General features: G+C 65.0%; 30 protein-coding genes. 14 read left to right on the top strand and 16 right to left on the bottom strand.

Going from position 1 to position 25262, the window contains the following annotated elements:
* Window position 1: 1 nt before the first annotated feature.
* The 8 genes from ABIB95_RS04705 to ABIB95_RS04670 all read right to left on the bottom strand — a co-directional run bounded on the left by ABIB95_RS04705 (window position 2) and on the right by ABIB95_RS04670 (window position 7943).
* Entirely contained in the window at window positions 2-889 is an 888-nt protein-coding gene (locus ABIB95_RS04705) for a YicC/YloC family endoribonuclease (RefSeq protein ID WP_063983695.1), read from the bottom strand.
* Between the two features lie 115 nt (window positions 890-1004).
* Window positions 1005-2282 carry an endolytic transglycosylase MltG gene (mltG, locus tag ABIB95_RS04700; RefSeq protein ID WP_354238055.1) on the bottom strand — a complete coding sequence of 426 codons (1278 nt, stop codon included), beginning with the start codon at window positions 2280-2282 and terminating at the stop codon, window positions 1005-1007.
* Between the two features lie 125 nt (window positions 2283-2407).
* Window positions 2408-3673 carry a beta-ketoacyl-ACP synthase II gene (gene fabF / locus ABIB95_RS04695; RefSeq protein ID WP_354238054.1) on the bottom strand — a complete coding sequence of 422 codons (1266 nt, stop codon included), beginning with the start codon at window positions 3671-3673 and terminating at the stop codon, window positions 2408-2410.
* Window positions 3674-3781: 108 nt separating this feature from the next.
* Complete coding sequence (locus ABIB95_RS04690) at window positions 3782-4021, bottom strand: acyl carrier protein (protein ID WP_008130699.1); 240 nt, start codon at window positions 4019-4021, stop codon at window positions 3782-3784.
* Between the two features lie 307 nt (window positions 4022-4328).
* Window positions 4329-5066, bottom strand: coding sequence for a 3-oxoacyl-[acyl-carrier-protein] reductase (gene fabG / locus ABIB95_RS04685; RefSeq protein WP_028147729.1), 738 nt, complete (start codon window positions 5064-5066; stop codon window positions 4329-4331).
* Between the two features lie 12 nt (window positions 5067-5078).
* A complete protein-coding gene (gene fabD / locus ABIB95_RS04680; protein WP_085402904.1) occupies window positions 5079-6038 on the bottom strand; it encodes an ACP S-malonyltransferase in 960 nt (319 codons plus the stop codon).
* Between the two features lie 171 nt (window positions 6039-6209).
* Window positions 6210-7235 (bottom strand): fatty acid desaturase family protein, encoded by a 1026-nt coding sequence (locus ABIB95_RS04675; protein WP_354238053.1) that lies wholly within the window; start codon window positions 7233-7235, stop codon window positions 6210-6212.
* Between the two features lie 3 nt (window positions 7236-7238).
* Entirely contained in the window at window positions 7239-7943 is a 705-nt protein-coding gene (locus ABIB95_RS04670; RefSeq protein WP_354238052.1) for a TetR/AcrR family transcriptional regulator C-terminal domain-containing protein, read from the bottom strand.
* Between the two features lie 345 nt (window positions 7944-8288).
* On the opposite strand from ABIB95_RS04670, the gene rpsF reads away from it, so the two are divergent.
* The 4 genes from rpsF (at window position 8289) to rplI (ending at window position 10797) form a co-directional block, all read left to right on the top strand.
* Window positions 8289-8795 carry a 30S ribosomal protein S6 gene (gene rpsF / locus ABIB95_RS04665; RefSeq protein WP_014495806.1) on the top strand — a complete coding sequence of 169 codons (507 nt, stop codon included), beginning with the start codon at window positions 8289-8291 and terminating at the stop codon, window positions 8793-8795.
* Between the two features lie 5 nt (window positions 8796-8800).
* Window positions 8801-9040 (top strand): 30S ribosomal protein S18, encoded by a 240-nt coding sequence (gene rpsR / locus ABIB95_RS04660; RefSeq protein ID WP_007592020.1) that lies wholly within the window; start codon window positions 8801-8803, stop codon window positions 9038-9040.
* Window positions 9041-9168: 128 nt separating this feature from the next.
* Window positions 9169-10146: a YybS family protein gene (locus ABIB95_RS04655; protein WP_071914673.1), complete on the top strand. Its 978-nt coding sequence runs from the start codon at window positions 9169-9171 to the stop codon at window positions 10144-10146.
* Between the two features lie 48 nt (window positions 10147-10194).
* A complete protein-coding gene (rplI, locus tag ABIB95_RS04650; RefSeq protein WP_063983702.1) occupies window positions 10195-10797 on the top strand; it encodes a 50S ribosomal protein L9 in 603 nt (200 codons plus the stop codon).
* A gap of 35 nt (window positions 10798-10832) precedes the next feature.
* On the opposite strand, the gene ABIB95_RS04645 is transcribed toward rplI, so the two are convergent.
* The 4 genes from ABIB95_RS04645 to ABIB95_RS04630 form a co-directional block, all read right to left on the bottom strand.
* A complete protein-coding gene (locus ABIB95_RS04645; protein ID WP_354238051.1) occupies window positions 10833-11300 on the bottom strand; it encodes a PaaI family thioesterase in 468 nt (155 codons plus the stop codon).
* Between the two features lie 10 nt (window positions 11301-11310).
* A complete protein-coding gene (locus tag ABIB95_RS04640) occupies window positions 11311-11907 on the bottom strand; it encodes a TetR/AcrR family transcriptional regulator (RefSeq protein ID WP_231144888.1) in 597 nt (198 codons plus the stop codon).
* 108 nt (window positions 11908-12015) lie between these two features.
* Entirely contained in the window at window positions 12016-13005 is a 990-nt protein-coding gene (locus tag ABIB95_RS04635) for a hypothetical protein (protein WP_354238050.1), read from the bottom strand.
* 312 nt (window positions 13006-13317) lie between these two features.
* Window positions 13318-13620 (bottom strand): hypothetical protein, encoded by a 303-nt coding sequence (locus ABIB95_RS04630; RefSeq protein ID WP_223153592.1) that lies wholly within the window; start codon window positions 13618-13620, stop codon window positions 13318-13320.
* Window positions 13621-14062: 442 nt separating this feature from the next.
* Between ABIB95_RS04630 and ABIB95_RS04625 the strand changes: the two genes are divergently transcribed.
* The gene (locus ABIB95_RS04625) at window positions 14063-15571 is read left to right on the top strand and encodes a replicative DNA helicase (protein WP_063983703.1); all 1509 of its coding nucleotides are present in this window, start codon (window positions 14063-14065) and stop codon (window positions 15569-15571) included.
* 46 nt (window positions 15572-15617) lie between these two features.
* The gene (alr, locus tag ABIB95_RS04620; RefSeq protein ID WP_354238155.1) at window positions 15618-16895 is read left to right on the top strand and encodes an alanine racemase; all 1278 of its coding nucleotides are present in this window, start codon (window positions 15618-15620) and stop codon (window positions 16893-16895) included.
* Between the two features lie 150 nt (window positions 16896-17045).
* On the opposite strand, the gene ABIB95_RS04615 is transcribed toward alr, so the two are convergent.
* The gene (locus ABIB95_RS04615; protein WP_071914679.1) at window positions 17046-17270 is read right to left on the bottom strand and encodes a cysteine rich repeat-containing protein; all 225 of its coding nucleotides are present in this window, start codon (window positions 17268-17270) and stop codon (window positions 17046-17048) included.
* On the opposite strand from ABIB95_RS04615, the gene ABIB95_RS04610 reads away from it, so the two are divergent.
* Window positions 17269-17718: a hypothetical protein gene (locus ABIB95_RS04610; protein WP_354179820.1), complete on the top strand. Its 450-nt coding sequence runs from the start codon at window positions 17269-17271 to the stop codon at window positions 17716-17718. The two genes, ABIB95_RS04615 and ABIB95_RS04610, sit on opposite strands and share 2 nt — an antisense overlap.
* Window positions 17719-17786: 68 nt before the next feature.
* Entirely contained in the window at window positions 17787-18563 is a 777-nt protein-coding gene (locus ABIB95_RS04605) for an exodeoxyribonuclease III (protein WP_354238049.1), read from the top strand.
* Window positions 18564-18705: 142 nt separating this feature from the next.
* On the opposite strand, the gene ABIB95_RS04600 is transcribed toward ABIB95_RS04605, so the two are convergent.
* The 3 genes from ABIB95_RS04600 to ABIB95_RS04590 form a co-directional block, all read right to left on the bottom strand.
* Complete coding sequence (locus ABIB95_RS04600; protein ID WP_354238048.1) at window positions 18706-19521, bottom strand: DUF4886 domain-containing protein; 816 nt, start codon at window positions 19519-19521, stop codon at window positions 18706-18708.
* 97 nt (window positions 19522-19618) lie between these two features.
* Window positions 19619-19987 carry a GFA family protein gene (locus tag ABIB95_RS04595; RefSeq protein WP_354238047.1) on the bottom strand — a complete coding sequence of 123 codons (369 nt, stop codon included), beginning with the start codon at window positions 19985-19987 and terminating at the stop codon, window positions 19619-19621.
* Window positions 19988-20064: 77 nt separating this feature from the next.
* Window positions 20065-20382, bottom strand: a complete 318-nt coding sequence (locus tag ABIB95_RS04590; RefSeq protein WP_354238046.1) for a hypothetical protein — start codon at window positions 20380-20382, stop codon at window positions 20065-20067.
* 181 nt (window positions 20383-20563) lie between these two features.
* Here ABIB95_RS04590 and ABIB95_RS04585 point away from each other — a divergent pair, with 181 nt between their 5' ends.
* The 6 genes from ABIB95_RS04585 to ABIB95_RS04560 are packed head-to-tail and all read left to right on the top strand — an operon-like array spanning window position 20564 to window position 25202.
* A complete protein-coding gene (locus ABIB95_RS04585; protein WP_071914689.1) occupies window positions 20564-21304 on the top strand; it encodes a FadR/GntR family transcriptional regulator in 741 nt (246 codons plus the stop codon).
* The gene (locus tag ABIB95_RS04580; protein WP_354238154.1) at window positions 21304-22257 is read left to right on the top strand and encodes an NAD(P)-dependent oxidoreductase; all 954 of its coding nucleotides are present in this window, start codon (window positions 21304-21306) and stop codon (window positions 22255-22257) included. The genes ABIB95_RS04585 and ABIB95_RS04580 overlap by 1 nt, the downstream gene beginning before the upstream one ends.
* Before the next feature lie 11 nt (window positions 22258-22268).
* On the top strand, window positions 22269-22952 hold the full coding sequence (locus ABIB95_RS04575) for an amino acid ABC transporter permease (protein ID WP_354238045.1): 684 nt from the start codon (window positions 22269-22271) through the stop codon (window positions 22950-22952).
* A gap of 7 nt (window positions 22953-22959) precedes the next feature.
* Window positions 22960-23628, top strand: coding sequence for an amino acid ABC transporter permease (locus ABIB95_RS04570; RefSeq protein ID WP_354238044.1), 669 nt, complete (start codon window positions 22960-22962; stop codon window positions 23626-23628).
* A gap of 1 nt (window position 23629) precedes the next feature.
* Window positions 23630-24388: an amino acid ABC transporter ATP-binding protein gene (locus ABIB95_RS04565; RefSeq protein ID WP_085402835.1), complete on the top strand. Its 759-nt coding sequence runs from the start codon at window positions 23630-23632 to the stop codon at window positions 24386-24388.
* Window positions 24389-24407: 19 nt separating this feature from the next.
* Window positions 24408-25202, top strand: a complete 795-nt coding sequence (locus ABIB95_RS04560) for a transporter substrate-binding domain-containing protein (RefSeq protein ID WP_354238043.1) — start codon at window positions 24408-24410, stop codon at window positions 25200-25202.
* The last annotated feature ends 60 nt before the right edge of the window (window positions 25203-25262 follow it).

Below are 25262 nucleotides of genomic sequence, written 5' to 3'. Positions count from 1 at the left end.
ATCACTCCAGATTCTGGACCTGTTCGCGGAATTGCTCGACCACGTTCTTCATGGCCAGGCCCGTATTGGTCAGCTCGATGTCGTTCGACTTCGAGCAGCAGGTGTTGACCTCGCGGTGAAACTCCTGCGCCAGGAAGTCGAGCTTGCGGCCGATCGGGCCGCCCTTGCCGATCAGCTCGCGCGCCTGTGCGATGTGGGAGGCGATGCGGTCGAGCTCCTCGCGGATGTCGGCCCTGGTGGCGATCAGGATCGCCTCCTGCATCAGGCGGTCGGAATCGAAACGGTCGGAGGTGTCGAGCAGGGTTGCGATCTGCTCGGCGAGCCTCGCCTTGATCGCCTCGGGCTTGCGGCCCGGCGCGGCTTCCGCCTTCCGCGCCAGCACCTCGACCTCGTCGACCCGCTGGGTCAGGATCTGCCCGAGCGACGTGCCCTCGCGCTTGCGCATCTCGACGAGATCGGCGAGCGCCTTGTCGAAGGCCTCCGCGGCGGCGGCACGCGCGGCCTTGTCCTCCTCCTCGTCACCCTCGGGCTCGGCGACCTCGACGACGCCCTTGATGGCGAGCAGGCCGTCGACGCTCGGCGCGACCGCGTCGACCTTGCCGGCGATCATCGCGGCCGCCTTCAGGACGGCATTGAGCACGTCCTCGTTGACGCGGACGGAGGCTGCGGCGTTGGCACGCTTGACGTTGAGATTGGCGTAGACCGTGCCGCGCGACAGAAGCTCGCCGGCGCGTTTCTTGGCGTGGGCCTCGAGCTCGTCAAAGCCCTGCGGCAACCGCACCCTGAGGTCAAAGCCCTTGGCGTTGACCGACTTCAATTCCCATTCGAACGTATACGGCCCGCTAGCGCCGTGGCTTCGGGCAAAGCCGGTCATGGACGACAGCGCCATCAGGTCAATTTCTCCGGAAACTCAGGATTCGCGAGGCCCATCAGGCCACGCGAATCTTAAGACTATTTTGCAGGAAAGTGGAATCCGCAAAGTCCCGCAGGCAGGTCTGCGCGAACTAGCGCTGGACCACCGGCGGCGACGGCTGCACCGCGCCCTGGCGGGCGGGCGCGGGACCAGCGGGGCGAGCGGCTGGCGGCTTTTTCTGCTGATTGGGCCGCGTCGGCGTGGTCGCGGTCGGCGGATCCGCGGCAGCGCCGGGCGCGGCGGCTGCCGGCGGCTGCGCATCCTCGACCGGCTCGACCGTGTCGTTCTGGATCTGCTTCTCCATCGCGCGCAGCTTGGCGACGTTCTTCTGGTGCGCGTCGTAGGTTTCGGTGAAGGCATGCCCGCCGGTGCCGTCGGCGACGAAATAGAGGTCGCGGGTGCGGGCCGGGTTGGCGGTGGCTTCCAGCGAGGCGCGGCCGGGGTTGGAGATCGGGCCGGGCGGCAGTCCCTCGATCACATAGGTGTTGTAGGGCGAAGGCTGCGTGATCTCGCTGCGCTTGATCGGACGGCCGAGCGTACCCTTGCCGCCGACAAGGCCGTAGATGATGGTCGGATCGGACTGCAGCTTGATTTTCTGCTTGAGCCGGTTGGCGAATACGGCGGCGACACGGCTGCGCTCGTCCGGCTTGCCGGTTTCCTTCTCGACGATCGAGGCCAGCGTCACCAGTTGTTCCGGCGATTTCACCGGAATGTCCTGGCTGCGGCGCTCCCAGATCTCGGCCAGCACGCGCTTGTGCGCCTGTTGCATGCGCTGGATCACCTGATCGCGCGGGGTCCCGCGCGGGAACTTGTAGGTCTCGGGCAGCAGCGTGCCTTCACGCGGCAACTCGCGGACGCTGCCGGTGAAGATGTCGTTGTCGGACAGCCGCGCCACGATCTGCTCGGAGGTCAGGCCTTCCGGGATCGTGACGGAATGCTGCACCACCTTGCCCTCGACGATGGTGGCGATGACGTCGCGCAAGGAGGCGTTCTTTTGGAACGAATATTCACCCGGCTTCAGGTCCGAGCTCGCCTTCAGCGCGGCGACGCTGGCGATGAACACCCAGGGATTGACGTCGGCCACGCCTTCCCGGTTCAGCGTCTCGGCGATGTCGCGCTTGCCGGCTCGCTGCGGGATGTTGACGATCTTGTCTTCCTTCAGCGGCCCCGGCGCCTCGAGCAACTGCCGGCCGTAATAGTAGACGCCGCCGGCGCCCAACATGGCGATCAGCAGAAGGGTGATGATGGCGTTGCCGACGATCACGAAGGGATTGCGCGCCCGGTCCGATCGCCTCGGCGGCGGCGGAACCTGCTCGGGCTCCAGCGCTGCCCGCGGACTCCGGGGCGAAATGGGCGGCCTTTCACTCATCGAAGCAACCTGAATCCTGCCGGTTCAATCGCGGCCAGGCAATCGCTTGCCGAGCCAATGCACGCGCCCACGGGGTATGACTATCGCCGAATACGGCAAAACGGTGGATTCGTTTCAAACGCAAACTAATGAACCAGGCGGCGGAAGATCACCGACGCGTTGGTACCGCCAAAACCGAAAGAATTCGACAACGCGACGTTGACCTCGCGCTCCTTCGCAATGTGCGGCACGAGATCGATCGCAGTCTCGACCGACGGATTGTCCAGATTGATGGTCGGCGGCACGACATTATCGCGAATCGCGAGAATGGCGAAGATCGCCTCGATCGCGCCGGCGGCACCAAGGAGATGGCCGGTCGAGGATTTGGTCGAGGACATCGCGACCTTGGAAGCGGCGTTGCCGAGCAGCCGCTCGACCGCACCGAGTTCGATCTCGTCGCCGAGCGGCGTCGAGGTGCCGTGGGCGTTGATGTAGTCGAGATCGGATGCCGTGAGGCCGGCGCGCTTGAGCGCTGCCGCCATGCTGCGGAAGCCGCCATCGCCATCGGGCGACGGCGAGGTGATGTGATAGGCATCGCCCGAAAGACCGTAGCCGATCACCTCGGCGTAGATCTTGGCGCCGCGACGCTGAGCGTGCTCGAGTTCTTCCAGGACGAGGACGCCGGCGCCCTCGCCCATCACGAAGCCGTCGCGGTCCTTGTCGTAGGGGCGCGATGCCTTCTCGGGCGTTTCGTTGAAGCCGGTCGAGAGCGCGCGCGCGGCATTGAAGCCGGCAATGCCGATACGACTGATCGGCGACTCGGCGCCGCCGGCAACCATGACGTCGGCATCGGCCAGCGCAATCAGACGGGCGGCGTCGCCGACCGCATGTGCACCGGTCGAACAGGCCGTGACCACCGAATGGTTGGGCCCCTTCAGGCCGTGCGCGATCGAGACGTAGCCGGAGGCAAGATTGATGAGGCGGCCCGGAATGAAGAACGGCGACACCCGGCGCGGTCCGCGCTCCTTCAGGAGGATCGCGGTTTCGGCAATGCCGGTGAGGCCGCCGATGCCGGAACCGATCATGGTGCCGGTCGCACACTTGTCCTCTTCGGTCTCGGGATGCCAGTTGGCATCATCGAGCGCCTGGCCGGCTGCGGCCATGCCGAAGATGATGAAGTCGTCGACCTTGCGCTGGTCCTTCGGCTCCATCCAGGTATCGGGATTGAAAGTATCGTTCGTGCCGTCGCCGCGCACGACGGTGCAGGCGTATTTGGTCTGAAGATCGGAGACATCGAAGCTCTCGATCCTGCGTGCGCCGCTTTCGCCGTTGAGGATGCGTTTCCAGGTCGGTTCGACGCCGCAGCCGAGCGGCGACACCATGCCGAGACCAGTGACGACAACCCGCCTCATATTCGAAAACTCCGCATCGAAAGATTCACGGCCAATAACAAGAAACCGGCTGACCGCTGGTCAGCGGCCCGTCCGGTTTCAATGTTGTCCCCGCGAAAATGAAGAGCCTTAGCTCTTCGCGTTCTTCTCGAGAAACTTCGTGGCGTCGCCGACGGTGAGAATCGTCTCCGCGGCGTCGTCCGGAATCTCGCAACCGAATTCTTCTTCGAACGCCATCACCAGCTCGACGGTGTCCAGACTGTCGGCGCCGAGGTCGTCGATGAAGCTCGCAGCGTCGACAACCTTCTCGGGTTCAACACCAAGGTGTTCGACCACGATCTTCTTAACCCGCTCGCCAATGTCACTCATTGCATAACCTCGTGTTGTTCCCTGTAGACCCGACCCCCCGGGACGATACGAGCCGTCGTGGTCGTTGACTGCCTTCGCTTACGAACTTTGATTGGCCCCATCTTAACCGATGCAGGCCCGGCGAGACGGCCAAGGCTCCGCATCGCCAATATACAGGGTTTCAAAAACCTGCAATGGCGTTCTTTGCCCATCCGTTGAGCGTCCGGTTATCATACTTCAACTGCCTTGACTACAAGCCTCATTTCGCACCGGAAACGGCCGTTTGCCGCATCCCGCACCGCCCTTGTGGGCAGTGCGGAAGGAGACGTCAGATCATGGCCATGCCGCCGTTGACGTGGATGGTTTGTCCCGTGACGTAGGCCGCTTCGTTCGAACTCAGGTAGACGGCGGCGGCTGCGATGTCCTCCGGCGTCCCCAGGCGGGCAGCCGGAACCTTGGCCAGAATCGTCTCGCGCTGCTTGTCGTTGAGCGCATCGGTCATCGGCGTCTTGATGAAGCCCGGCGCGATGCAGTTCGCGGTCACGCCGCGCTTGGCGTATTCGGCACCGAGCGTCTTGATCATGCCGATCAGGCCGGCCTTCGATGCCGTGTAGTTGCCCTGCCCGGGATTGCCGGTGACGCCGACGATCGACGTGATGGCAATGATACGGCCGAAGCGCTTGCGCATCATCAGCTTGGTCGCGGCGCGCGCCAGGCGGAAGGTCGAGGTCAGATTGATGTTGATGACCTCCTCCCAGTCCTCGTCACGGAGCTGGACGAAGAGATTGTCGCGGGTGATGCCGGCATTGGCGACGAGAATGTCGACCTGCCCCATCGCGGCTTCCGCAGCGGGCACCAGCGCCTCGACCTCGTCGGCCTTGGAGAGATTGCAGGGCAGCACATGGGTACGCTCGCCGAGCTTGCCGGCAAGTTCATCCAGCACTTCCTTGCGCGTTCCGGAGATCGCAACGGTAGCACCCTGCGCGTGCAGCGCCTGCGCGATCGCGCCGCCGATGCCGCCGGTCGCGCCGGTGACGAGCGCCTTTTTGCCAGTCAGGTCGAACATTGAAAAACTCCTTCAGGCCTGCTTCGCAGAGGCCAATGCATCCTTGGCAGCGGCAATGTCGTTGGGACCACCGACCGACACGCCGACGGCGCCGTCCGCAATGCGCTTGACGAGACCAGACAGCACCTTGCCGGCGCCGATCTCGAAGAAGCGGTTGACGCCCTGCCCTGCCATATAGGCAACCGACTCGCGCCAGCGCACCGTGCCGGTGACTTGCTCGACCAGGCGGCGACGGATCTCGTCGGGATCGCTGATGGCGCTCGCCAGCACGTTCGACACCAGCGGCGCCGCCGGCGCCTTGATCGTGACCTTCGCCAGCGCCTCCGCCATGGCGTCGGCGGCGGGCTGCATCAACTTGCAATGGAACGGTGCGGACACCGGCAGCAGCATTGCGCGCTTGGCACCCTTGGTCTTGGCGATCTCGACGGCGCGATCGACCGCAGCCTTGTCGCCGGAGACGACCACTTGCCCGCCGCCATTGTCGTTGGCGGCCTGGCAGACCTGGCCCTGTGCCGCCTCGCCTGCGACCTCCATGGCGGCCTCGTAGTCGAGACCAAGGAGAGCGGCCATCGCACCGGCGCCGACCGGCACGGCTTTTTGCATTGCGAGACCGCGGGTGCGAAGCAACCGCGCGGTATCCGAGATCGTCAGGCTGCCGGCCGCGGCCAGCGCCGAATATTCACCGAGCGAGTGGCCGGCCACGAAGGCCGCGTCCCGTCCCACGGAAAACCCGGCTTCGGCCTCCAGCACGCGCAGGGTGGCGACAGATACCGCCATCAGCGCCGGCTGGGCGTTCTCGGTAAGCTGGAGCGTTTCTGCCGGACCATCCCAGATGATCGCCGTCAGCTTCTCCCCAAGCGCGGCATCGACCTCGTCGAACACGGCGCGCGCCACCGGAAAGGCGTCGGCCAGGGCCTTGCCCATGCCAACCGCCTGGGACCCCTGCCCCGGAAATGTGAATGCTGCCGTCATGGCGCTCCCTGCTTGTCGGGCGTGATCCCTGCGAGAACCGGCAGCCGATGACGCACGGCCTTAGGCCATGGTTCCGGATCATGCTCCAAAGGGGGCCGTAGACACTGTCCGGGGCCGGAATGTCAAGCCAAGATAGGAACTTCGCCCGGGATTCGACGGGGAATGCTAGCCCTAGAATCCACCATTGGTTTGATTGGCGTCGACCGCCGCCCCTGCCTGCGCGCGGCGCGCGCTGTTCACGAGTTGCCCCGGCCGGTCATCCCGGTCCGGCTTCGCGGTCGCCAGCCGCAGCACCGCGGCGTAGCCCGGCTGCACCTCCATGCGGCCGGCGTGCCGGCTCGCACTCAGCAGGCGATGCACCTTCGGCAGATTGTAGCAGGGCACGTAGAACAAGAGATGATGCTCGAGGTGATAGTTCACGTAGTACGGCGCGATGAACAGCCGCTCGAGGAAATTCGCATGCGTGGTGCGGGTGTTGCGCAAGGGATCGCTGCTGTCGGGCACGACGGCGTGCTCGGCGATGTTGCGGATGCGGGTGATGACCATCATCCAGGTCAACAGCGGCACCAGCCATAGCAGCGGATAGGCCCACCACACGCCGGCTGCCGCAAGCGCAGCGAACATCGCGGCATTGGCGAGGCATTGCGGGCCGAGCTTCTCCCAGAAATGCGCCGCGCGCTGCCGCAACGTCCAGTCCTTCGGCCCGAGCGCATTGAGCAGTTGCGCCTTGCGCTGCTGGTAGCCGGTCTGCCCGGTGATGTCGCGAATGAACTTGCGGCGATAGCTCAGCCTGGTGATCGGAAACGGCGCCGACAGCACGAGATCGGGGTCGTCCTCCTGCTGGGTGCGCGCGTGATGCTGAAGGTGGTAGCGCCGATAGCTGCGCGTCTCCGCGAAGAGAGGATAGGCGCAGAACCATTGGCTCAGGGCCAGATTGGTCTTCTCGTCAGCGGACAGGCAGCCATGCGCGCCATCATGCATCAGGATCGCGAGCCCGAGCTGGCGCGAACCGATGATGGCAACGGCGAGAATGTAGGTGATCGGGTTGGGCCACCACGCCACCAAAGCGATCGCTGCGACAATGAGTGCCCAGGCGTGGGCGATCAGCGCGGCGCCTTTCCAGGTCACGCGCTGGCGCACGTCGGCGAGCTGGTCGTCGGTCAGGAAATCGCGGGCACGCATGCGAAGTGCGGTCATGGCCTAACCCTCCTCATTCGAACTGCCAGATGCGTCGCGCTCGTCGACCAGACGGAGCCGCGCCGCGTCGCTGGCTGATTTCGCCTGCTCGCCGAGCACACGCAGCATCTCGGCGCACAATTCATCCGGCGACCGGCCCATCGCGTACCCCTCGAGAATGACGCCGATGGCGACGGCCCAGAACCGCCGCGAGCTTTCGTCGGGCGCACGCAGGGAGCGCCAGCCGTGCCGCGCGACCTGGCTCGCATAGGCGCGTGCGCCTTCACCGTGCAGGCGCTCGATGGTGCGCTCGACCAGCGGCGCAAGATCCTGGCGCCGCCGGGTCAGCGTCAGCGCCTCGGCGAAGAAGGCGACCGAATCGCTTGCCGTCACGGACTCGGCCAGCGCACGGGTGTAGTCCCGCGGCGTGCGCGCTTTCAGCGCCGCCTGCTCCGTCGCCCGCGCCAGATACAGCAGCTCGCGGCAGGCGCATTCGACGAACAGCGCCTCCTTGGTGCGGAAGTAATAGGTGATCTGGCTCGGGAACGCGTCCGCGGCCGCGGCGATGTCGGTGATGGCCGTGCCGGACAGCCCCCGATCCCTGAACAGCGGGCTCGCCGCATCCAGCAGCAGCGACCGCATCTTGCGGCCGGCCGAACGTGTGGCCCGTGCCGCATGCTTGGGGTCGCCAGCCGCCTCTAACGGCTCATGGACCGACTTTTCCGCCATTGGGGTCCTCTGCGTTGATTTATTTGTATGCTATACAAACAAATAAATCAAGCTGGTATGGTCCGGGAGGACCGGTCCCGCTGCCCGCACCGGAACCATCCGGGGCCGAAAGCACGGCCTCCAACCTTGCAAAGCCGGCCAAAATCCGTATAAGCGCGCCATCCGCAGACCCCGGCCGGGAGCTGAACGGACGGTCTCAGCAAATCATTCGTGATTTTGGTGTGGCAGGGCCAGTCGGCCCGTCGTCCCGTGTTTCCGCCTTCTGAGCTTAATCCCAGAGTCCTTTCCGAAGGCCTCTTAAGGGCTTGACGCCGGGCGATGCGCCAACATGAGGAAAGGACCATTATGGCTCTCTATGAGCATGTTTTTCTCGCGCGCCAGGACGCGAGCACGCAGCAGGTCGAAGAGCTGACTGCGCAGATGACCGGCATCGTCGAGGGTCTCGGCGGCAAGGTCACCAAGACCGAGAATTGGGGCGTTCGCTCCCTCACCTACCGCATGAACAAGAACCGCAAGGCGCACTTCGTGCTGCTCAACATCGACGCGCCGTCCGCGGCGATCGCCGAGATCGAGCGCCAGGAGCGCATCAGCGAAGACGTGATCCGCTATCTCAGCGTCCGCGTCGAGGAGCTCGAGGAAGGCCCGTCGGCGATGATGCGCAAGGCTGACCGCGACCGCGAGCGTGACGACCGTGGCGGCGGCTTCCGCGGCGATCGCGAAGGCGGTGGCTTCCGTGGCGACCGCGAGGGTGGTTTCCGTGGCGGCGATCGCGACGGTGGTGGCTTCCGCGGTGACCGCGGTCCGCGCCGTCCGCGCGACGAAGCTGAAACGACAACGCCGGATGCGGAGTAAGATCAATGGCTGAAGCTGGTGCACGCCGTCCGTTTTTCCGTCGTCGCAAGAGCTGCCCGTTCACGGGCGCAAACGCTCCGAAGATCGACTACAAGGACTCCAAGCTCTTGATGCGCTACGTCTCCGAGCGCGGCAAGATCGTGCCGAGCCGCATCACCGCGGTGTCGGCCAAGAAGCAGCGTGAGCTCGCCCGCGCCATCAAGCGCGCGCGGTTCCTGGGCCTGCTGCCCTACGTCATTCGCTAAGACGAATTCGGCCGGCGGCGACATCGCCGCCGGCCGCGCTTTTTTGATTTCATAAGGCTTCCGGGTCGTCCGGTCGCCGATGGTTGGGGCGAGATGCCTCTAACCGCTCGAAGGGAGCGGGACAGCTGATGATGACTCTTGGACTGATAGCTCTGATCGCCGGCGCTGCGTCGGCCCTGATGTTCGCCTCGATCGTGTCGGGCGCGCTGATCTCGCTCGTCCTGTTCTATCTCGCGCCGCTGCCGCTGATGGTCGCCTCGATCGGCTGGGGCCCGCTTTGCGCGAGCCTCGGCGGCATCGCCGCTGCGATCGGCCTCGGGGCCCTGTTCGGCCTGCCCTACTGCATCGCCTTTGCCGTCACCGTCGCGCTGCCCGCGTGGTGGCTCGGCCATCTCGTCCTGCTCAGCCGGCGGGTCGGACCCGTCGCGCCGGAAGCCGCCACCGAGCCGCCGGCCGAGCCCGAGCTCGAATGGTATCCGGTCGGCCGCATCCTGCTGTGGATCGCGGGCTTCGCCGCGCTGACCACGATCGCCGCCCTGCTCACGCTCGGCACAGACGCCGAGACCATCACCGGCACGCTGCGGCGCGGCTTGATGCGCCTGCTCCGCACCGCCGACCCGCAGACATCGGGCGAAGCCGGTCAGTTCGTCGACGCACTGGTGCTCATCGCCCCGGCCGCCGCCACCATCGTCGCGATGATGACGCTCACCCTCAATCTCTGGCTCAGCGGCAAGATAACGGCGACATCGGGCCGCCTGCTGCGTCCGTGGCCGGACATGATGACGGCCGAGCTGCCGCCGATGACGCTGGTGGCGCTCTGCATCGCGCTCGCGTTCTGCTTCACCGGCGGATTGCTCGCCATGGTCGCGCAGATCACGACGGCAGCGCTGATGATGGGCTATGCGCTGACCGGTTTTGCCGTGCTGCACACGCTGACGCTGGCGCTGAAGAGCCGCACCTTCTGGCTCGGCTCGACCTATGCCGTCGTCGTGGTGTTCGGCTGGCCCGTCATCGCGATGGTGATCCTCGGCCTTGCGGATGCCGTGTTCGGCTTCCGCGAGCGCTTCCTGCGCAGCCGCCAGCCACCGCCGCTGCCGACCTCTTAAGTTCAACCCCAAAACCCAACTCACTCAACACTTCAAAGGAGAACGAATATGGAAGTCATTTTGCTGGAACGCGTTAGCAAGCTCGGCCAGATGGGCGAAGTCGTGAAGGTTCGCGACGGCTATGCCCGCAATTTCCTGCTCAAGCGCGGCAAGGCGCTGCGCGCCACCGCCGACAACCGCGCCAAGTACGACGGCATGAAGGCCGATCTCGAGGCTCGCAACCTCCAGTCCAAGGGCGAGGCGTCCAAGGTCGCCGAGAAGATCCAAGGCAAGAACATCATCGTGATCCGTCAGGCTTCCGAAGCCGGCCAACTGTTCGGCTCGGTCACGGTGCGCGACGTCGTCATTGCGTTCGAAGCCGACGGTGTCTCGCTTGAGCGCCCGCAAGTGCAGCTCGACGCGCCGATCAAGACCATCGGCAAGCACACCATCACCGTCGCCGTTCACCCCGAGGTCGAGGTCGAGGTTTCCGTCACGGTTGCGCGCAGCCAGGACGAGGCCGAGCGCATCAACCGCGGCGAGGACATCTCGACCCGCAACGAGGACCGCGATGCGGCCGCCGAAGCGATCGCCGCCGCCGGCGAGTTCTTCGATCCGGAAGCCCAGCAGGACGACGAGCCGGCGCCGGCTGCGGACGAGACCGAGAAGTAAACCCGCGTTCGCGCAGGTTGCGACGCCCGGCCGCCTCAGGCGGCCGGGCTTTTCGTTTTCGCGGCGACGTCCTCGCTCAGCATCGCGATCGAAGCGAGCGCAGTTGCCGTGTGCTTCTCGACACCGTCGTTGACGCAAAACACGTCGGCCGCGACCACCGAGACCTGGCGGCCCGGCTTGATCACCCTGGCCCGGCAGATCAGCTTCTCGCCGACCGCCGGCGACAACAGATTGAGCTTGTATTCCGCCGTCAACGCCGGCTGGCCGCGCGAGGTCGCCGCTGCGATCGTCGTGGCGTTGTCGACCAGGAAGGCGGTGACGCCGCCATGGAAGAAGCCGTGCTGCTGGAGCAGCTCGGGCCGGCGCGCGACCGCAATCGTGCAGGTGCCGCGCGACAATTCCGAGAGCTCGGCGCCCACCAGGTTTATAAAACCCTGACGGCCGACATTGGCGTGGATGCGCTCGGCTACGGCTGCGAATTCGGGATCTGCTTCGGCTCGCATGCGGCTTCTCCTATTGCTTGTGGATGCGATCGGGCGGGCGCAGCGCACGGATGGCACAGGCGACAAGCGTGTCGGCTTCGCTGCGCGGATCGGCGCGGTCACGTCCCGAGAGAAAGGCGCGGCAGAAGATCTGGGCAGGGCCGATGAGCTGGCTGACGAACATCACCGGCGTCATCGGCAAAAGCTCGCCGCCGGCAACCAGCGGCGCGCGCCAGCGCTCGATGCCTTCGGCAAGGCGCGCATTCTGCGCGCGCTGAGCGTCGCGGACGTCCTCGCTCCATTCGCTGCGCGATATCTCGAAGAGATAGCGGGCCTCGCGTCGGCTCGACACCACCCAGTCGAGATGGGCCCGGATCAACCGATCGATGCCCTGCCCGGCCCTCGGCATCGGATCGAGCGCGGCCAGCACCGCGGCGTGATAGTGCCGCAGCACCTCCAGGAACAGCGCGCCCGCCAGTTCCTTCTTCGATCCGAAGACATGAAAGAAGCTGCCGTTGGAGGCGCGTGCCCGGGCGCGGATCGCGGCCACCGTCGCGGCTTCGAAGCCGACGCGGTCGAACACGAAAAGCCCGGCCGCCAACAGGTCGTCACGCACGCTCGTCGTCATCGACGCCTCCTGGAGCACCACTCTAGAGTAACGCTCTAATTGCGGTCAAGACGATGCGAAGGCCGCGATGCGTGCGGCCTTCGCAAATCGACGGAAAATCTGGCTCGCTTAGCGCGAAATCGGCGGTGTGGGCGGACCGGACGAGTCGGCTGGCCCCGCCGCGGGCGGAGCCGCAGCGGTCGCGGGCGGCGCAGGCTCCAGCGGCTTGGTTGCCGGTTCGGAGCTCGCGGCCGGCTTGGGAGCAGCCTCCTCCGCCGGCTTGGCCTCGGCGGGCTTCGCGGCGGCAGACGGTGCAGCCGGCGTGACCTGCGGTACCGGATCGGGCCGCAGCGCCGGCGTATCGCTGCCGCGCGGCTCGACCTTGGCACTATCCGGCCTGGCCTCAGCCGGCTTCTCCGCCGGCTTGTTCTCGGGCTTCGCCTCGTCACGGCCGGGCTCGACCTTGGCCGTGTCGGGCCTGGTGTCGGACTTGGGCTCGGCCTTCGGCTCGCTCTTCTTGTCTTCAACGGCCGGCGCGGCGGCGTCGACCTTCGGGGCTTCCTCGGTCCCGGGCTTGGCGCGACGCTTGGCTTTGCGTCCCTCGGGCGCTGCCTGGCCCTCGGGCTTCGCACCTTCCTTCGATCCCTCCTCGGGTGGCCGTGCCGCGCGCTTCTGGCGCGCGCCCTCCGGCGCGGGAGCGGCACCCTCGCCATCCGGCTTGGCGGTTTCCTGGGAGCGCTGGCGGCGTCCCTGATGCTCCGGCGCCTGGCCAGGCGCGGTATTGGCTTCCTTCTCCTTGGCGCCGTCCTTTTTGTCCTTGCCGTCCTTGGACTGGTAGCGGGTGTCGGTGGCACCGTTGGAGACGAGATAGGACGCGAGCACGCCGGCCATATCGGAGCTGGTCGTGTAGTGCTGACGCAGGAAGCCCGGCAGCGAGCCCGGCGCCACCGTCTTCAACAGACCGCGCGGGCTCTTGTGGCAGGCACTGCAGGTCTGCGCGAAAAGCTGGGATGGGGCCTTGCCGGCCTCGAGGTTCGTCGCCTGCGCAAGGACGGTATCGGTCGCGCCGAAGCCGATCAGAAGCAATACCGTCGCGAGGCTGAGCGCTCGGCTCGACATTCCCATCATCTCCATTGAATTTACGCGAATGCAGCCGGCATAGGGCGCCGCGGCGGGTCACCTTTTAACGGATTGAGCCGCGAATGGAAGCAGCCTCCACACGCAAGGATGTGATTAAGCGCTTTTGGAATATCGGCTGTGATCACAGCGCAATAGCGCTGCAGTTTGTTCGAGTGCCGGTGGCCTCGTGAGACGACGCGTCGCTTGTCGGAAGCGGCACATCGTCGCAAAGTCACGACGCCGCAGACACCCGTCATCGTGCGCGCGAAGGCGGCGCCGAACCCGGGCCTGACGCTGGTTGGTGAATGAATCCTAATGACGCAGGGTCGAGATCTGGGACGATCGGAAAGAGGCTGTCAACGCCAGTTGCGCCCGCAGGTCCGCGAGGGTCTCGGGCGAGACCGGCTCGCGCCGCACTTCGGGCCGCTCGGCGTGCTGCATGGCCGCGATGAGGCCCGACAGCCAAAGCCGGCTGGCCGCCTCGCTTCGCCAATTCTGCTGCCGTTCTGGCCGCATCGCTCGCCTCGTTCCCTGGTGGCGGGAGACAACCCCCCGCCCGCCTTCCTGTTCCGGGTCGTACCCCGAAAGAATCCGGGGAGATGTGATCTGTTTCACATAAGTCTCGTCGGGCCCGGCTTAGACCGTCGCCATGAGCAAGCGGACCCAAACCTCATTCGACGTGCAGGACGACCTCCGCACCGATTACGCCCTGATCGCCACCGGCGTCGGAGCGGCCCTGGTTGCGCTGGTCTACCTCCTGCTGGTCTGAATCCGAGCCCAAAGCTCCCGGCGTGCGTCATTTCGCGCGCTTCTTGATGCGTCTGCGCGCCAATCCATTAGGTTCATGTCACCCGGAGTTTTCCGTGGCGCGGTCACGGCCGCTTCCGGGACGGGCGAGTTCCGCAAAAACCGTCAAGCGCGGCGCGTGCCGCGGCTGCCAATCATCCACCATTTTAACTGAGCGGTTGATAGCGGTCAGCTTTTGCTTCCGCTTTGGCCTGAGGCGGCGCTTTATCCCGGCCCCGTATCCGCCCCAGAAAATTGCTAACGCTCGACCATGGCCCTGACTGATTCGAACGTCCTCAAACTCGCGCCCGAGCCCGGAACTCCGGCGTATCGGAGCGCGCCGCATAATATCGAGGCGGAACAGAGCCTTCTCGGCGCGATCCTGGTCAACAACGACGCCTTCTACCGCGTCTCCGACTTCCTCGAGCCGAAGCATTATTTCGAGCCGCTGCATCAGACCATCTACGAGACGGCCAGCAGCCTGATCCGGATGGGCAAGATCGCCACGCCCGTCACGCTGAAGACGTTCCTCCCGGCCGACACCGATGTCGGCGGCATGACCATCGGGCAATATCTGGCGCGGCTCGCGGCGGAAGCGACCACCATCATCAACGCCCAGGACTACGGCCGCACCATCTATGATCTGGCGCTGCGACGCGACCTGATCGGCATCGGCGAGGACATGGTCAATGTCGCCTATGACGCGCCGGTCGACTTCGCGCCGCGGGCGCAGATCGAGGACGCCGAGCGCCGCCTGTACGAACTCGCCGAATCCGGCCGTTATGACGGCGGCTTCCAGAAATTCTCGCAGGCGTTGGCGGTCGCGGTCGATCTCGCGGCCAAAGCGTTCCAGCGCGATGGAAAGCTGTCCGGCATCTCGACCGGCATGCGCGACCTCGACACCAAGATGGGCGGCCTCCAGCACTCCGACCTCATCATTGTGGCCGGACGCCCGGGCATGGGCAAGACTTCGCTGGCGACCAACGTCGCCTACAACGTCGCCAAGGCCTATGTCGGCGAGGTCCAGGCTGACGGCACCATGAAGGCCGCCAATGGCGGCGTGATCGGCTTCTTCTCCTGCGAAATGTCGGCCGACCAGCTCGCCACGCGTATCGTCGCCGAGCGCACCGGCATTCCCTCCTCCCACATCCGCCGCGGCGGCATCTCGGAAGCCGATTTCGACAAGATCCGGGAAGTCTCGATCGAGCTGCAGTCGCTGCCGTTCTATGTCGACGCGACCGGCGGCCTGTCGATCGCGCAGCTGATGGCACGCGCGCGCCGGCTGAAGCGGCAGAAGGGCCTCGATCTCCTCGTGATCGACTACATCCAGTTGCTCTCCGGATCCGGCAAGCGGAGTGACAACCGAGTACAGGAAATCACGGAGATCACGACCAGCCTGAAGGCGCTCGCCAAGGAGCTCAACGTTCCCGTGATCGCGCTGTCCCAGCTCTCACGCCAAGTCGAATCCCGCGACGACAAACGGCCGCAGCTCTCCGACTTGCGTGAATCCGGATCAATCGAGCAGGACGCCGACGTCGTCCTGTTCGTTTACCGCGAGGAATATTACCTCGCGATGAAGGAGCCCCGCCCCGGCACGCCCGAACACGAGAAGTGGCAGCTTGACATGAGTCTTGCGCACGGAAAGGCCGAGGTCATCATCGGCAAGCAGCGTCACGGCCCGACAGGCACCGTCGATTTGGCGTTCGAAGCCTCGGTCACCAGGTTCGGCGACCTCGCGCCTGACAGTCAGTTGCCGGTTCGCAGCGGCAACGACTACTGAGTTCCTTGAACCAGACCGGCCTCTTGCGTAAAACGGCGCCATGACAATGGCGTCCGACCCGAAAATGATCCCGCAATCCGGCCTCCTCTCCGCGGAGGCCAATCAGGCTGCCGCGCTCGCAGCCTATGGCGGCGTGCTCACCGTCGATCTCGACGCCATCATCGCCAACTGGCGCAAGCTCGAGAAAACGGCTGTGCCGGCCGAATGCTCGGCCGTGATCAAGGCCGATGCCTATGGCTGCGGCGCCGCGCAGGTCTCGCGGGCCCTGAGCAAGGCCGGCTGCAAGACCTTCTTCGTCGCCACCATCGAGGAAGCGCGCACAGTGCGCGAAGCCGTGCCGGAGGCCGCGATCTACGTGCTCGGCGGCTATTTCCAGAACACCGGCGAGCACTACGCCAGGATCAATTGCCGGCCGGTGATCGGCGATCTCAACGAGCTTGCCGAATGGGACGTGTTCTGCCGCCGCACCGGCTGGACCGGAGGCGCCGCTGTTCACATCGACACCGGCATGAACCGGCTCGGGCTGACGCTTGCGGACGCGCAGGCCATCATCCCCCGCATCAACGCCGGCGATCACGGCATCACGCTGGTGATGAGCCATCTGGTCTCGGCCGAGCAGCTCAACAGTCCCGTGAATGCAAAACAGCTGGCAACCTTCCGCAGTATCGCCAGCGAATTTTCCGGCGTGCCGGCTGCGCTTGCCAATTCCTCCGGAATCTTCCTCGGCGCGCCCTTCCAGTTCGACCTGGTGCGGCCGGGCGCAGCGCTCTACGGCGTCAACCCGACGCCTGAGGCCGACAACCCGATGCAGCCCGTGGTCGACCTCAAGGCGCGCATCGTGCAAACCCGCAATGTCGAGCGCGGCGAGAGCGTCGGTTATGGCGGTACCTGGACCGCGCGGCGGCCGACAAAACTCGCAATCATCGCAGTCGGCTATGCCGACGGCTATTTCCGCGCCGCCAGCTCCAATGACGGCACCCGCGGCGCCGAGGTCGTTGTCGCCGGCAAGCGCTGCCCGGTCGCGGGCCGCGTTTCGATGGACCTGATCGCGATCGACATCACCGACTTGGCCCCGAATGCGGCGCGGCGCGGCCACATGGTGACGCTGCTCGGCGAGGGCATCACCGTCGACGAGCTCGCGCATCATTTCGGCACGATCGGCTACGAGGTGCTGACCAGCCTCGGCCACCGCTACGCCCGCGTCTACAAGGGCGGTAATGAGGTGGAGCCGCTGGTCAAGCTGGAGCCCGCGCCGACGGCCGAGCAGCCGCCCTCCCCGCCGCCGATTGAGCAGCCCGCGAGCCCGCCGCCGCTGCCGAGTTAGGGACGCGCCCGTTCTTCGGGCGCGGCGCAGCGCTCCTTCAGCAATGCGCTGCAGAGCCGGGGCCATCTCCCCGCACCGTACTGTGTCGCTTTCTGGGTCCCGGCTCTGCGGAGCAGCGTCACACGCTGCGCCGCGTCCGGGACACGAGACTTACTTCTTCCGGCTGTCGAGCGCCGTCTTGCAGGACGCGCTGAGCTGATCGCGCTTGGCGTTGAGGCAGGCGATGATCTTGCCGCCACCGGGCGCGATGCCGGCGCAGAATTTGTCATAGTCCGCCTTGCACGCGCCGCGCGGATCGGACGATTGTGCCGACGAGACACCGGAGAACGCGACGACGAATGCGACGATGGCGAGGCTCAGACTGGACTTCAACATGGATTTGGATCTCCGGTGGCGGCGCAAACGACCGCGGCCGCAATCTCTACATGAAGATTGCGGCACTCAACGTCAACCGAATCTGTCCTACGACCGCGCGGCGAAGCCTGATGTCGCTGCCTCGCCCGTGGTCCTAGGGGCGATGATGCTTCATCGATCTCATCGCGCTCTATTATCCGCGCACCTTGTTATCGATAACCCACGCATCCATGCTCTCTTTGCACGCGTTGCCGATATGGCTCCTGTACCTGTTCAGGCAAGCAACAATGCGCCCGCCCCCCGGCACGACACTGGGGCAGTATTTGAAATATTCCACCCTACAGGCGATTTCCATTTTCTCGGCAGCAAGAGCCACTCCGGAAAATGCGGTTGCGGCCACGACTACGGCAAGGCAAAGCTTGGTCATCGTCAAACCTCCATCGTGTCGATCGGCAATTTTGGGTTGTAAGCATACATCGTGGAACGCCGATGACAACGGTTGCGAGTCATTTCTGAAGATTTCCAGTCGTTGGGCCCATGAGGATCGCGACGTTCAACATCAACAATGTCAACCGCCGCCTGCCCAACCTGTTGCGTTGGCTGAGCGCGGCGAAGCCTGATGTCGTCGCGCTCCAGGAACTGAAGGCAGCCGACGGCGAATTTCCGGCAGCCGCCATCGAAAAGGCCGGCTACGGCGCGGTGTGGTGTGGACAGAAAACCTGGAACGGCGTCGCCATCCTCGCCCGCAATGCCGAACCCATTCTCACGCGCGACCGCTTGCCGGGAAAACCAGGTGATCACGAGGCCCGCTACATCGAGGCCGCCGTGCGCGGAATCATCGTCACCAGCATTTACCTGCCGAACGGCAATCCGCAGCCGGGGCCGAAATTCGACTACAAGCTCGACTGGTTCGCGCGCCTCAAGCGCCACGCCAAGACCTTCATCAAGCAGGATCTGCCCGTGGTGCTCGCCGGCGACTACAACGTCGCGCCTGACGAGATCGACATCTATCCGACGCGGTCATGGGACAAGGATGCCTTGATTCAGCCGAAGAGCCGCGCTGCGTTTGCCTCGCTGGTCGAACAAGGCTGGTGCGATGCGATCCGTGAGCTGCATCCGGAAAAACGCATCTACACGTTCTGGGATTACAAGCGAAACCGCTGGCCGCGCGATGCGGGCCTCAGGCTCGATCATCTCCTGCTCAGCCCTGCCCTCGTCTCGCGGCTGGCCAAGGCGGGTGTCGACAAGAAGGTGCGCGGCGAGGATGGGGCGAGCGATCACGCGCCGGCGTGGGTGGTGCTGAAGGAGCGTTGACGGTGCCGTAGGGTGGGCAAAGGCGCTCTTGCGCCGTGCCCACCATCTTCTATCGCGAATAAGGTGGTGGGCACGCTTCCGCCTTCGCTCTTCGAGCTACGGCGGACAAGTCGCTTTGCCCACCCTACGAGATCACCCGAGATCAACGCCCGTAATACTCCTGCACCGTATCCCACGCCGCCTTTTGCAGCAGTTGGGTGGTCTCCGCATCCAAGCCCATCGTATAGGAGTTGCCGACCGACGAGCGCCCGGTCAGCGCGGCGAGTGTCACGCAGGTTGCCAGGTACGTGCCCGCCGGACTCGGGTGACGCTTGTCCGGCGCATACAGATTGAGTTCCGGCTGGAGCTTGCGCACGCGCGCGAAGGCGAGGCCTGCGGGGATCACCAGCGCATCATTGGCATTGCCGGCGAGCGTATAGGCCTCGGCCAAGGCTTCCGTCATCTCCGGCTTGTCGGCATAGGCCCAGGACATAAAGAACACCGGCCGCATGCCGTGTGCACGGACGATCTCGCTGTCCTTCTTGGCGAAGGTCGCGAACGCGTCCTTCAATTGCGGATGGATCGGGCACTGGCTGCAATCCATCATGACGACGGCGTCGAACTGCCTGCCCGCCTTGTTGAAGACGACGTTGTTCTGATCGTCGAAGGAATAGGCGCCGATGCCGCCCGGCCGCAGCAGATTGTCCATGTCGTGCCAGTCGAGGCCGGAGCCGCCGATCGTGGCCATGGTGTTGCGGTACGCCGCCTTGTTGTCAGCATCAGCCGCGCGCTCCATGAAGGAGAGATGCCCGGGCATGCCATTGTTGTAGTAGAAGAAGCTGTTGCCGACGAACAGCGCGGCCTTGGGGAAGTCAGGTCCTGATGTCGTGACCTTCGGTTTGGTCTGCGCCTGCGCGTTGAAGCCGGCTGCAACGGCCAGACACATTGCGAGCATCACTCGCGCAAAAAGACGCATCATGGCTTCCCCCCTTTTTCTCTGGGGCCGGACCAAATCAGCTTTTCAAAATCGCCTCAAGGTCACAGAAGCGCAGCGGACATGCGCGCGCCCTGCATGCTCACCACAAATTCCTGCCGTCGATCATGTTCACCGGCACGGCATCGAGATCGAAATCGTCGAACAGGCGCGCGTTCACCGCAACCTTGGGATTGTCGAAATCGGGCTTGCCGGTCGACCAGTCCGGCGACTCCGAATAGGTGCCGCAGCCGCAGCTCGCGCAGAAATGATGTTTGACCGTGCGGCTGCCCCAGAGATAGGTCGCGACATTTTCCGGCGGCGACAGCAGGCGAAATTGCGCCGGCGTGTAATAGGCCCACAACGCGCCCCGCTTGGCGCAGAGTGAGCAGGTGCAGCGCGTCACGCTCGCCGGCACCTCCGTCACCTCGAACACCGTCTCACCGCAATGACAGCTTGCCTCGATCGGCATGGACCCGCTCTCCGTTTTGTCAGGAGATGGTCGTAGCCTGCCCCTGCTGCCAACATGCTGTCAGCAGCGCAACTCCGTCATGGAGCCTCGTTCGCGGACAGCCGCCTGGCGTTCGCAGCCACGTGCTCGCGGTAGCGCTGGACGATCGTGGCCGGTGTTGCTCCCGCAAGCAGGCTCGCGGCCGCCTCGAAAGCCGCGGCGATCTTCTCGCTGACCATCAGCGCGGCCTCCTGCCCGGCGGCCTCGTCGCCACGGCTGAGCTTCTCGCAGCGCAGCCGCACCACCTCGCTCGCTTCGACCGCGAGCATCGCGCCCGCATACCAGGGAAAGCCGTTATCGGATCCGCTGAGCGCCGCATGGCGGTCGAGGGCGGAGAAAGAATGATGATCGGGCATCGCGGACCTCAAATTCTTTGAGTGAGCGCTCCGATCAATACGCCTCAAATTTGAAGGACCCGGCCGGGGAACTGATCGGATTGGCCGCGCCTGCGACACCCGCAATTAACCAAGGCTCTTGACGCCGACGCGCTGGTTAGCCTACTGGTCTGACCAAGATCAGACCAAAGAAGAGACCGGGATGGAAGTGAAGCGGGCCACCGAGGGCGAAAAAGGGTTCGAGAAGGTGTTCGCCTTCCTGCGCGAACGCCTGCTTGCGGGCTCGCTCAAGCCCGGCGACCGCCTGGTTTCTGAGCGCGAGCTGGCAACCCTCCTCGGCGTCAGCCGGCCGATCGTCCGCGAGGCGCTGCGCGCCCTCACAGTGCTCGGCATCGTCGAGATCCGCGACCGCATCGGCACCGTAGTGACGCAGCCGGACGTCTCCGTGCTGAACGACTTCTTCACCTTCGCGCTCGCCCAGCAGGCGGACATGCTCGATGACGTCATGCAGGCGCGTGTCGCGATCGAGTGTCAGGCGATCCGGCTCGCCTGCGAGCGCGCCAACATCGCCGATTTCGAACGCCTGCAGCGTGCGCTCGCGAAGATCGGAGAGACGATCGACGAGGCGGATGCCGGCGGCATGGCCGACTTCGAATTCCATCGCGCCATCGTCGTGGCCTCGCATTCGGAAACGCTGACGGTCTTGCACGGCTCGCTGGCGGGACTGCTGACGCATTCGCATCGCAGCCGCCGCGAACTGGTGCAGGCCTTCCCGTCGATGAAGACGTATTTGATCGACGACCACCGGCGCATCTTCGACGCGATCATCGCGCGCGACCCCGAGCGAGCGGATGCGACGCTGCGCAAGCATTTTGCCATTGGCGACGAATACCGCAGGCGCGCCGTCGTCGGCGACATCGACAAGACCAGCGCCTCAGGCTGATCGCGGCAGGCCAACAAGCAAGAAACCAATCAACCAAGAAACGGACGACTGATATGGGACGGAACGACAAGGACAATGTCGGCTTCATCGGCATCGGCACGATGGGCCGCGAGATGGTGCGCAACCTCCTGGTGGCCGGGCATGCGGTTCGCGTCTTCGATCTCAACGAAGCCGCCTTGGCCGACAGCATCAAGGAAGGCGCGGCCGGCGCCAACAGCCCCGCCGACGCAGCGCAAGGCGCCGACATCGTCATCACCATGCTGCCCGACACGCCCCATGTCGAAGCGACTATCTACGGCGAGAATGGCCTCCTGAAGTCGCCGCCACCGGGCAAGCTTATCGTCGACATGAGCACGATCTCGCCGGTCGCCGTCCGCCGCATCCATGCCGACCTGCAAAAGGTCGGCGTCAGCTTCATCGACGCGCCGGTCTCCGGCGGGCCGGTGGGCGCCAAGAACGCTGCGCTCTCGATCATGGCCGGCGGCGATGCGGCGGCCTTCGCGCAGGCCGAGCCGTTCTTCCGCGCAATGGGCACGACCATCACGCATGTCGGCGCGTCCGGCGCGGGCCAGACCGTAAAACTCTGCAATCAGCTGATCTGCGGCATCAACATTCAGGCCATCTGTGAGGCACTGGCGCTCGGGCGCGCGTCTGGCCTCGATCTCAATCTGCTGCGTCGCGTTCTGCTCGGTGGCTCCGCCGCGTCCTGGATGCTTGACAAGCTCGGTCCCGCAATGATTGCGGGCGACGTCTCCGCCGGCTTCCGGATCGATCTCCAGCTCAAGGATCTCCGCCTGGTGCAAGAGCACGCACAGGCGCTGAGCGTGCCGCTGCCCGGCACCGCGCTCGTCACCAGCCAATATGTCGATGCGCGCGCCCATGGCGAAGGCAGCAACGGCAATCAGGCGCTGTTCCGCGTCTATGACCGCATGACCAACCAGACCACCGGCTGAACCTGACGGCGATGAGCCTCCAACTCGACTTTCCCGCAGTGCTGGAGCGTTGGCCGAATTTTCTGGCCGGCGCGGCGCTGACGCTGGAGTTGGCGGCTTTCGCGACGGTGCTCGGCGCCCTGTTCGGCACGCTCGCAGCCGTCGGCCGCGGCTCACGAAGCCCGCTGATCGCAGGCGCCTGCAAAGTCTATGTCGAGACGATCCGCAACACGCCGCTGCTGGTCCAGATCTTCCTGGTCTATTTCGGCCTTGCCAGCCTCGGGCTGAAATTCTCGGCGTTCACGGTGGCGGTGGCCGCGTTGACGATCAACGTCGGCGCCTACACCGCCGAGATCATGCGCGCCGGCTTCGAGGCGATCCCGCGCGGACAGATCGAGGCCGCCGAAGGGCTGGCGCTGTCGCGCCTCCAGATCTACTGGCACATCATCCTGCTGCCGGCGGTCGAGAAGGTCTATCCGGCGCTGACCAGCCAGTTCGTGCTGCTGATGCTGGCCTCCTCGGTCTGCTCGCAGATCTCGGCGGAAGAACTCACCGCCGTCGCCAACTACATCCAGTCGGACACCTATCGCGCGTTCGAGACCTACATCATCGTCGCCGTGCTCTACGTCATCCTGTCGCTGGTGATGCGCGCGGGCTTCTGGGGCCTCGGCCTCGTGCTGTTTCCGCGCCGGCGCCGGCTCGGCACGCCGTTGTGAGATGACCATGGGCGGACATCTCAACATCAATCATCTGATGTTCCTCGGTCAGGGCGCGCTGTGGACGATTGGCCTGTCCGTGATCGCGCTGATCGGCGGCGGCATCGTCGGCTTTGTCATCGCGCTGGCGCGGATCTCGCCGCTCCAATCGGTGCGGATCGCCAGCGGCGTCTATGTCCAGCTGATCCAGGGTACGCCGCTGCTCGTCATCCTGTTCCTCGGCTATTTCGGCCTCGCCGCGATCGGCCTCAAGGTCTCGCCGTTAGCCGCCGCCGGCGCTTCGCTCACGCTCTATGTCTCGGCCTATCTCGGCGAGATCTGGCGCGGCTGCATCCAGTCAGTGCCGAAGCCGCAATGGGAGGCCGCCGAAGGCCTCGCGCTGAGCCGCACTCAGCGCATGATGAAGGTGATCCTGCCGCAGGCGATCCGCATCGCGACGCCGCCGACCGTCGGCTTCATGGTGCAGATCATCAAGAACACCTCGCTCGCCTCCGTGGTCGGCTTCGTCGAGCTGATGCGGTCGGGCCAGATCGTCAACAACTCGCTGTTCGAGCCGTTCGCCATCTACGCCATCATCGCCGTCGTCTATTTCGCCATGTGCTATCCCCTGTCCCTGTTCAGCCAGAAGCTGGAACGGCGGATGGGGCGTGGCAGGTCCAACCTCGCACCAGCCTGATATGCAGCAAAACCCCTCCTCCTCCGAACCGATCGTATCGCTCCGCGACGTGCAGAAGAGCTTTGGCCCGCTCCGGGTGCTCGATGGCGTCTCCTTTGCCGTCGAGCGCGGCGAGGTGCTGGCGCTAATCGGCCGCTCCGGCTCCGGCAAGAGCACGGCGCTGCGCTGCATCGATCGCTTCGAGAAGGTGGACGGCGGCGAGATCGTTGTGTGCGGGCATCGCGTCGATCGCCCCGATGTCGATCTGCGCGCGCTGCGCCAGGACGTCGGCATCGTGTTCCAGAGCTACAATCTGTTTCCGCACCTCACCATCGAACAGAACATCACGCTCGCCCCCTGCGCCGTGAAGGGCATGGCCACCTCGCAAGCCAGGGACCTCGCCCGAAAAGTGCTCGCGCAGGTCGGGCTCGACGAGAAACTGCACGCCTATCCCGAGCAGCTCTCGGGCGGACAGCAGCAGCGCGCGGCGATCGCCCGCTCGCTCGCGATGCAGCCGAAAGTGATGCTGTTCGACGAGGTCACCTCCGCGCTCGATCCCGAGCTTACCGGCGAGGTGCTGAAGGTGATCGAGCAGTTGGCGGCGGACGGCATGACGATGGTGATGGTCACCCATGAGATGGGCTTTGCCAAAGGCATCGCCGACCGGATCGTCTTCATGCATCGCGGCAAGGTCCACGAGACCGGCCCCGCCTCGATCCTGACGTCGCCGGCGACGCCCGAACTCACGCAATTCGTGGGCACTGGAAACTTAAAATCATAACAGGAGAGGAGAACCAAGGATGACAAACAAGACACTGCTGGGGACCGCCACCGCGCTGTTCGGCCTCGTCATGATATCAACCACGCCGGCGTCGGCCGACCTGCTCGACGACATCACGCAGGCCAAGAAGATCCGCATCTCGACGGACGTCGCCATTCCGCCCTCGGGCATGATGGACAGCAGCATGAAGCCGACCGGCTCCGACGTCGAAGTGGCGCAACTGCTCGCCAAGGATTGGGGGCTCGAGCTCGAATTCATCCAGACCACCGGCGCGACACGCATCCCCAACGTCCTGACCGGCAAGGCCGACATCATCATCTCGACCTTGTCGGTGACGCCCGAGCGCGCCAAGGTCATCGACTTCACCAAGCGCTATGCGACGCTGCAATCCGACGTCGGTTGCCTGAAATCCTCGACCGTCAAGGACTGGCCCGACCTGAAGGACAAGTCGATCGGCGTCTCCCGCGGCACCACGCAGGACACCACCCTGTCCAACATGAAGGACAAGGACCTCAAGATCTCGCGCTACGACGACGACGCCACGATGGTGACGGCGGCCGTCTCCGGCCAGGTCGACTGCGTCGCCTCGTCGGCGACGATCATCAACCAGATCGGGGTGAAGAACCCGTCGCGCGTGTTCGAATCCCGGATCCCGCTGGCGACCTTCGACCTCGCGATCGGCCTGAAGAAGGGCGAGCAGCGCCTGATGGACAAGCTCAACGCCTGGATCACCGAGAACGTCAAGAACGGCAAGCTCAACGCGATCTACAAGAAATTCCACGGGGTCGAGCTGCCGCCCGACATGCGCAGCTGAAACCAGGGAAAATCGTGGCAGCCGCGAAGCGGCTGTCACGACCAACATAAAATCAAGAAG

The sequence above is a fragment of the Bradyrhizobium sp. LA2.1 genome (genome assembly GCF_040547725.1).
GTDB classification, from domain to species: domain Bacteria; phylum Pseudomonadota; class Alphaproteobacteria; order Rhizobiales; family Xanthobacteraceae; genus Bradyrhizobium; species Bradyrhizobium barranii.
Note: the sequence above shows the minus strand (reverse complement) of the source record. Positions and strands in the feature narration are given on the sequence as shown.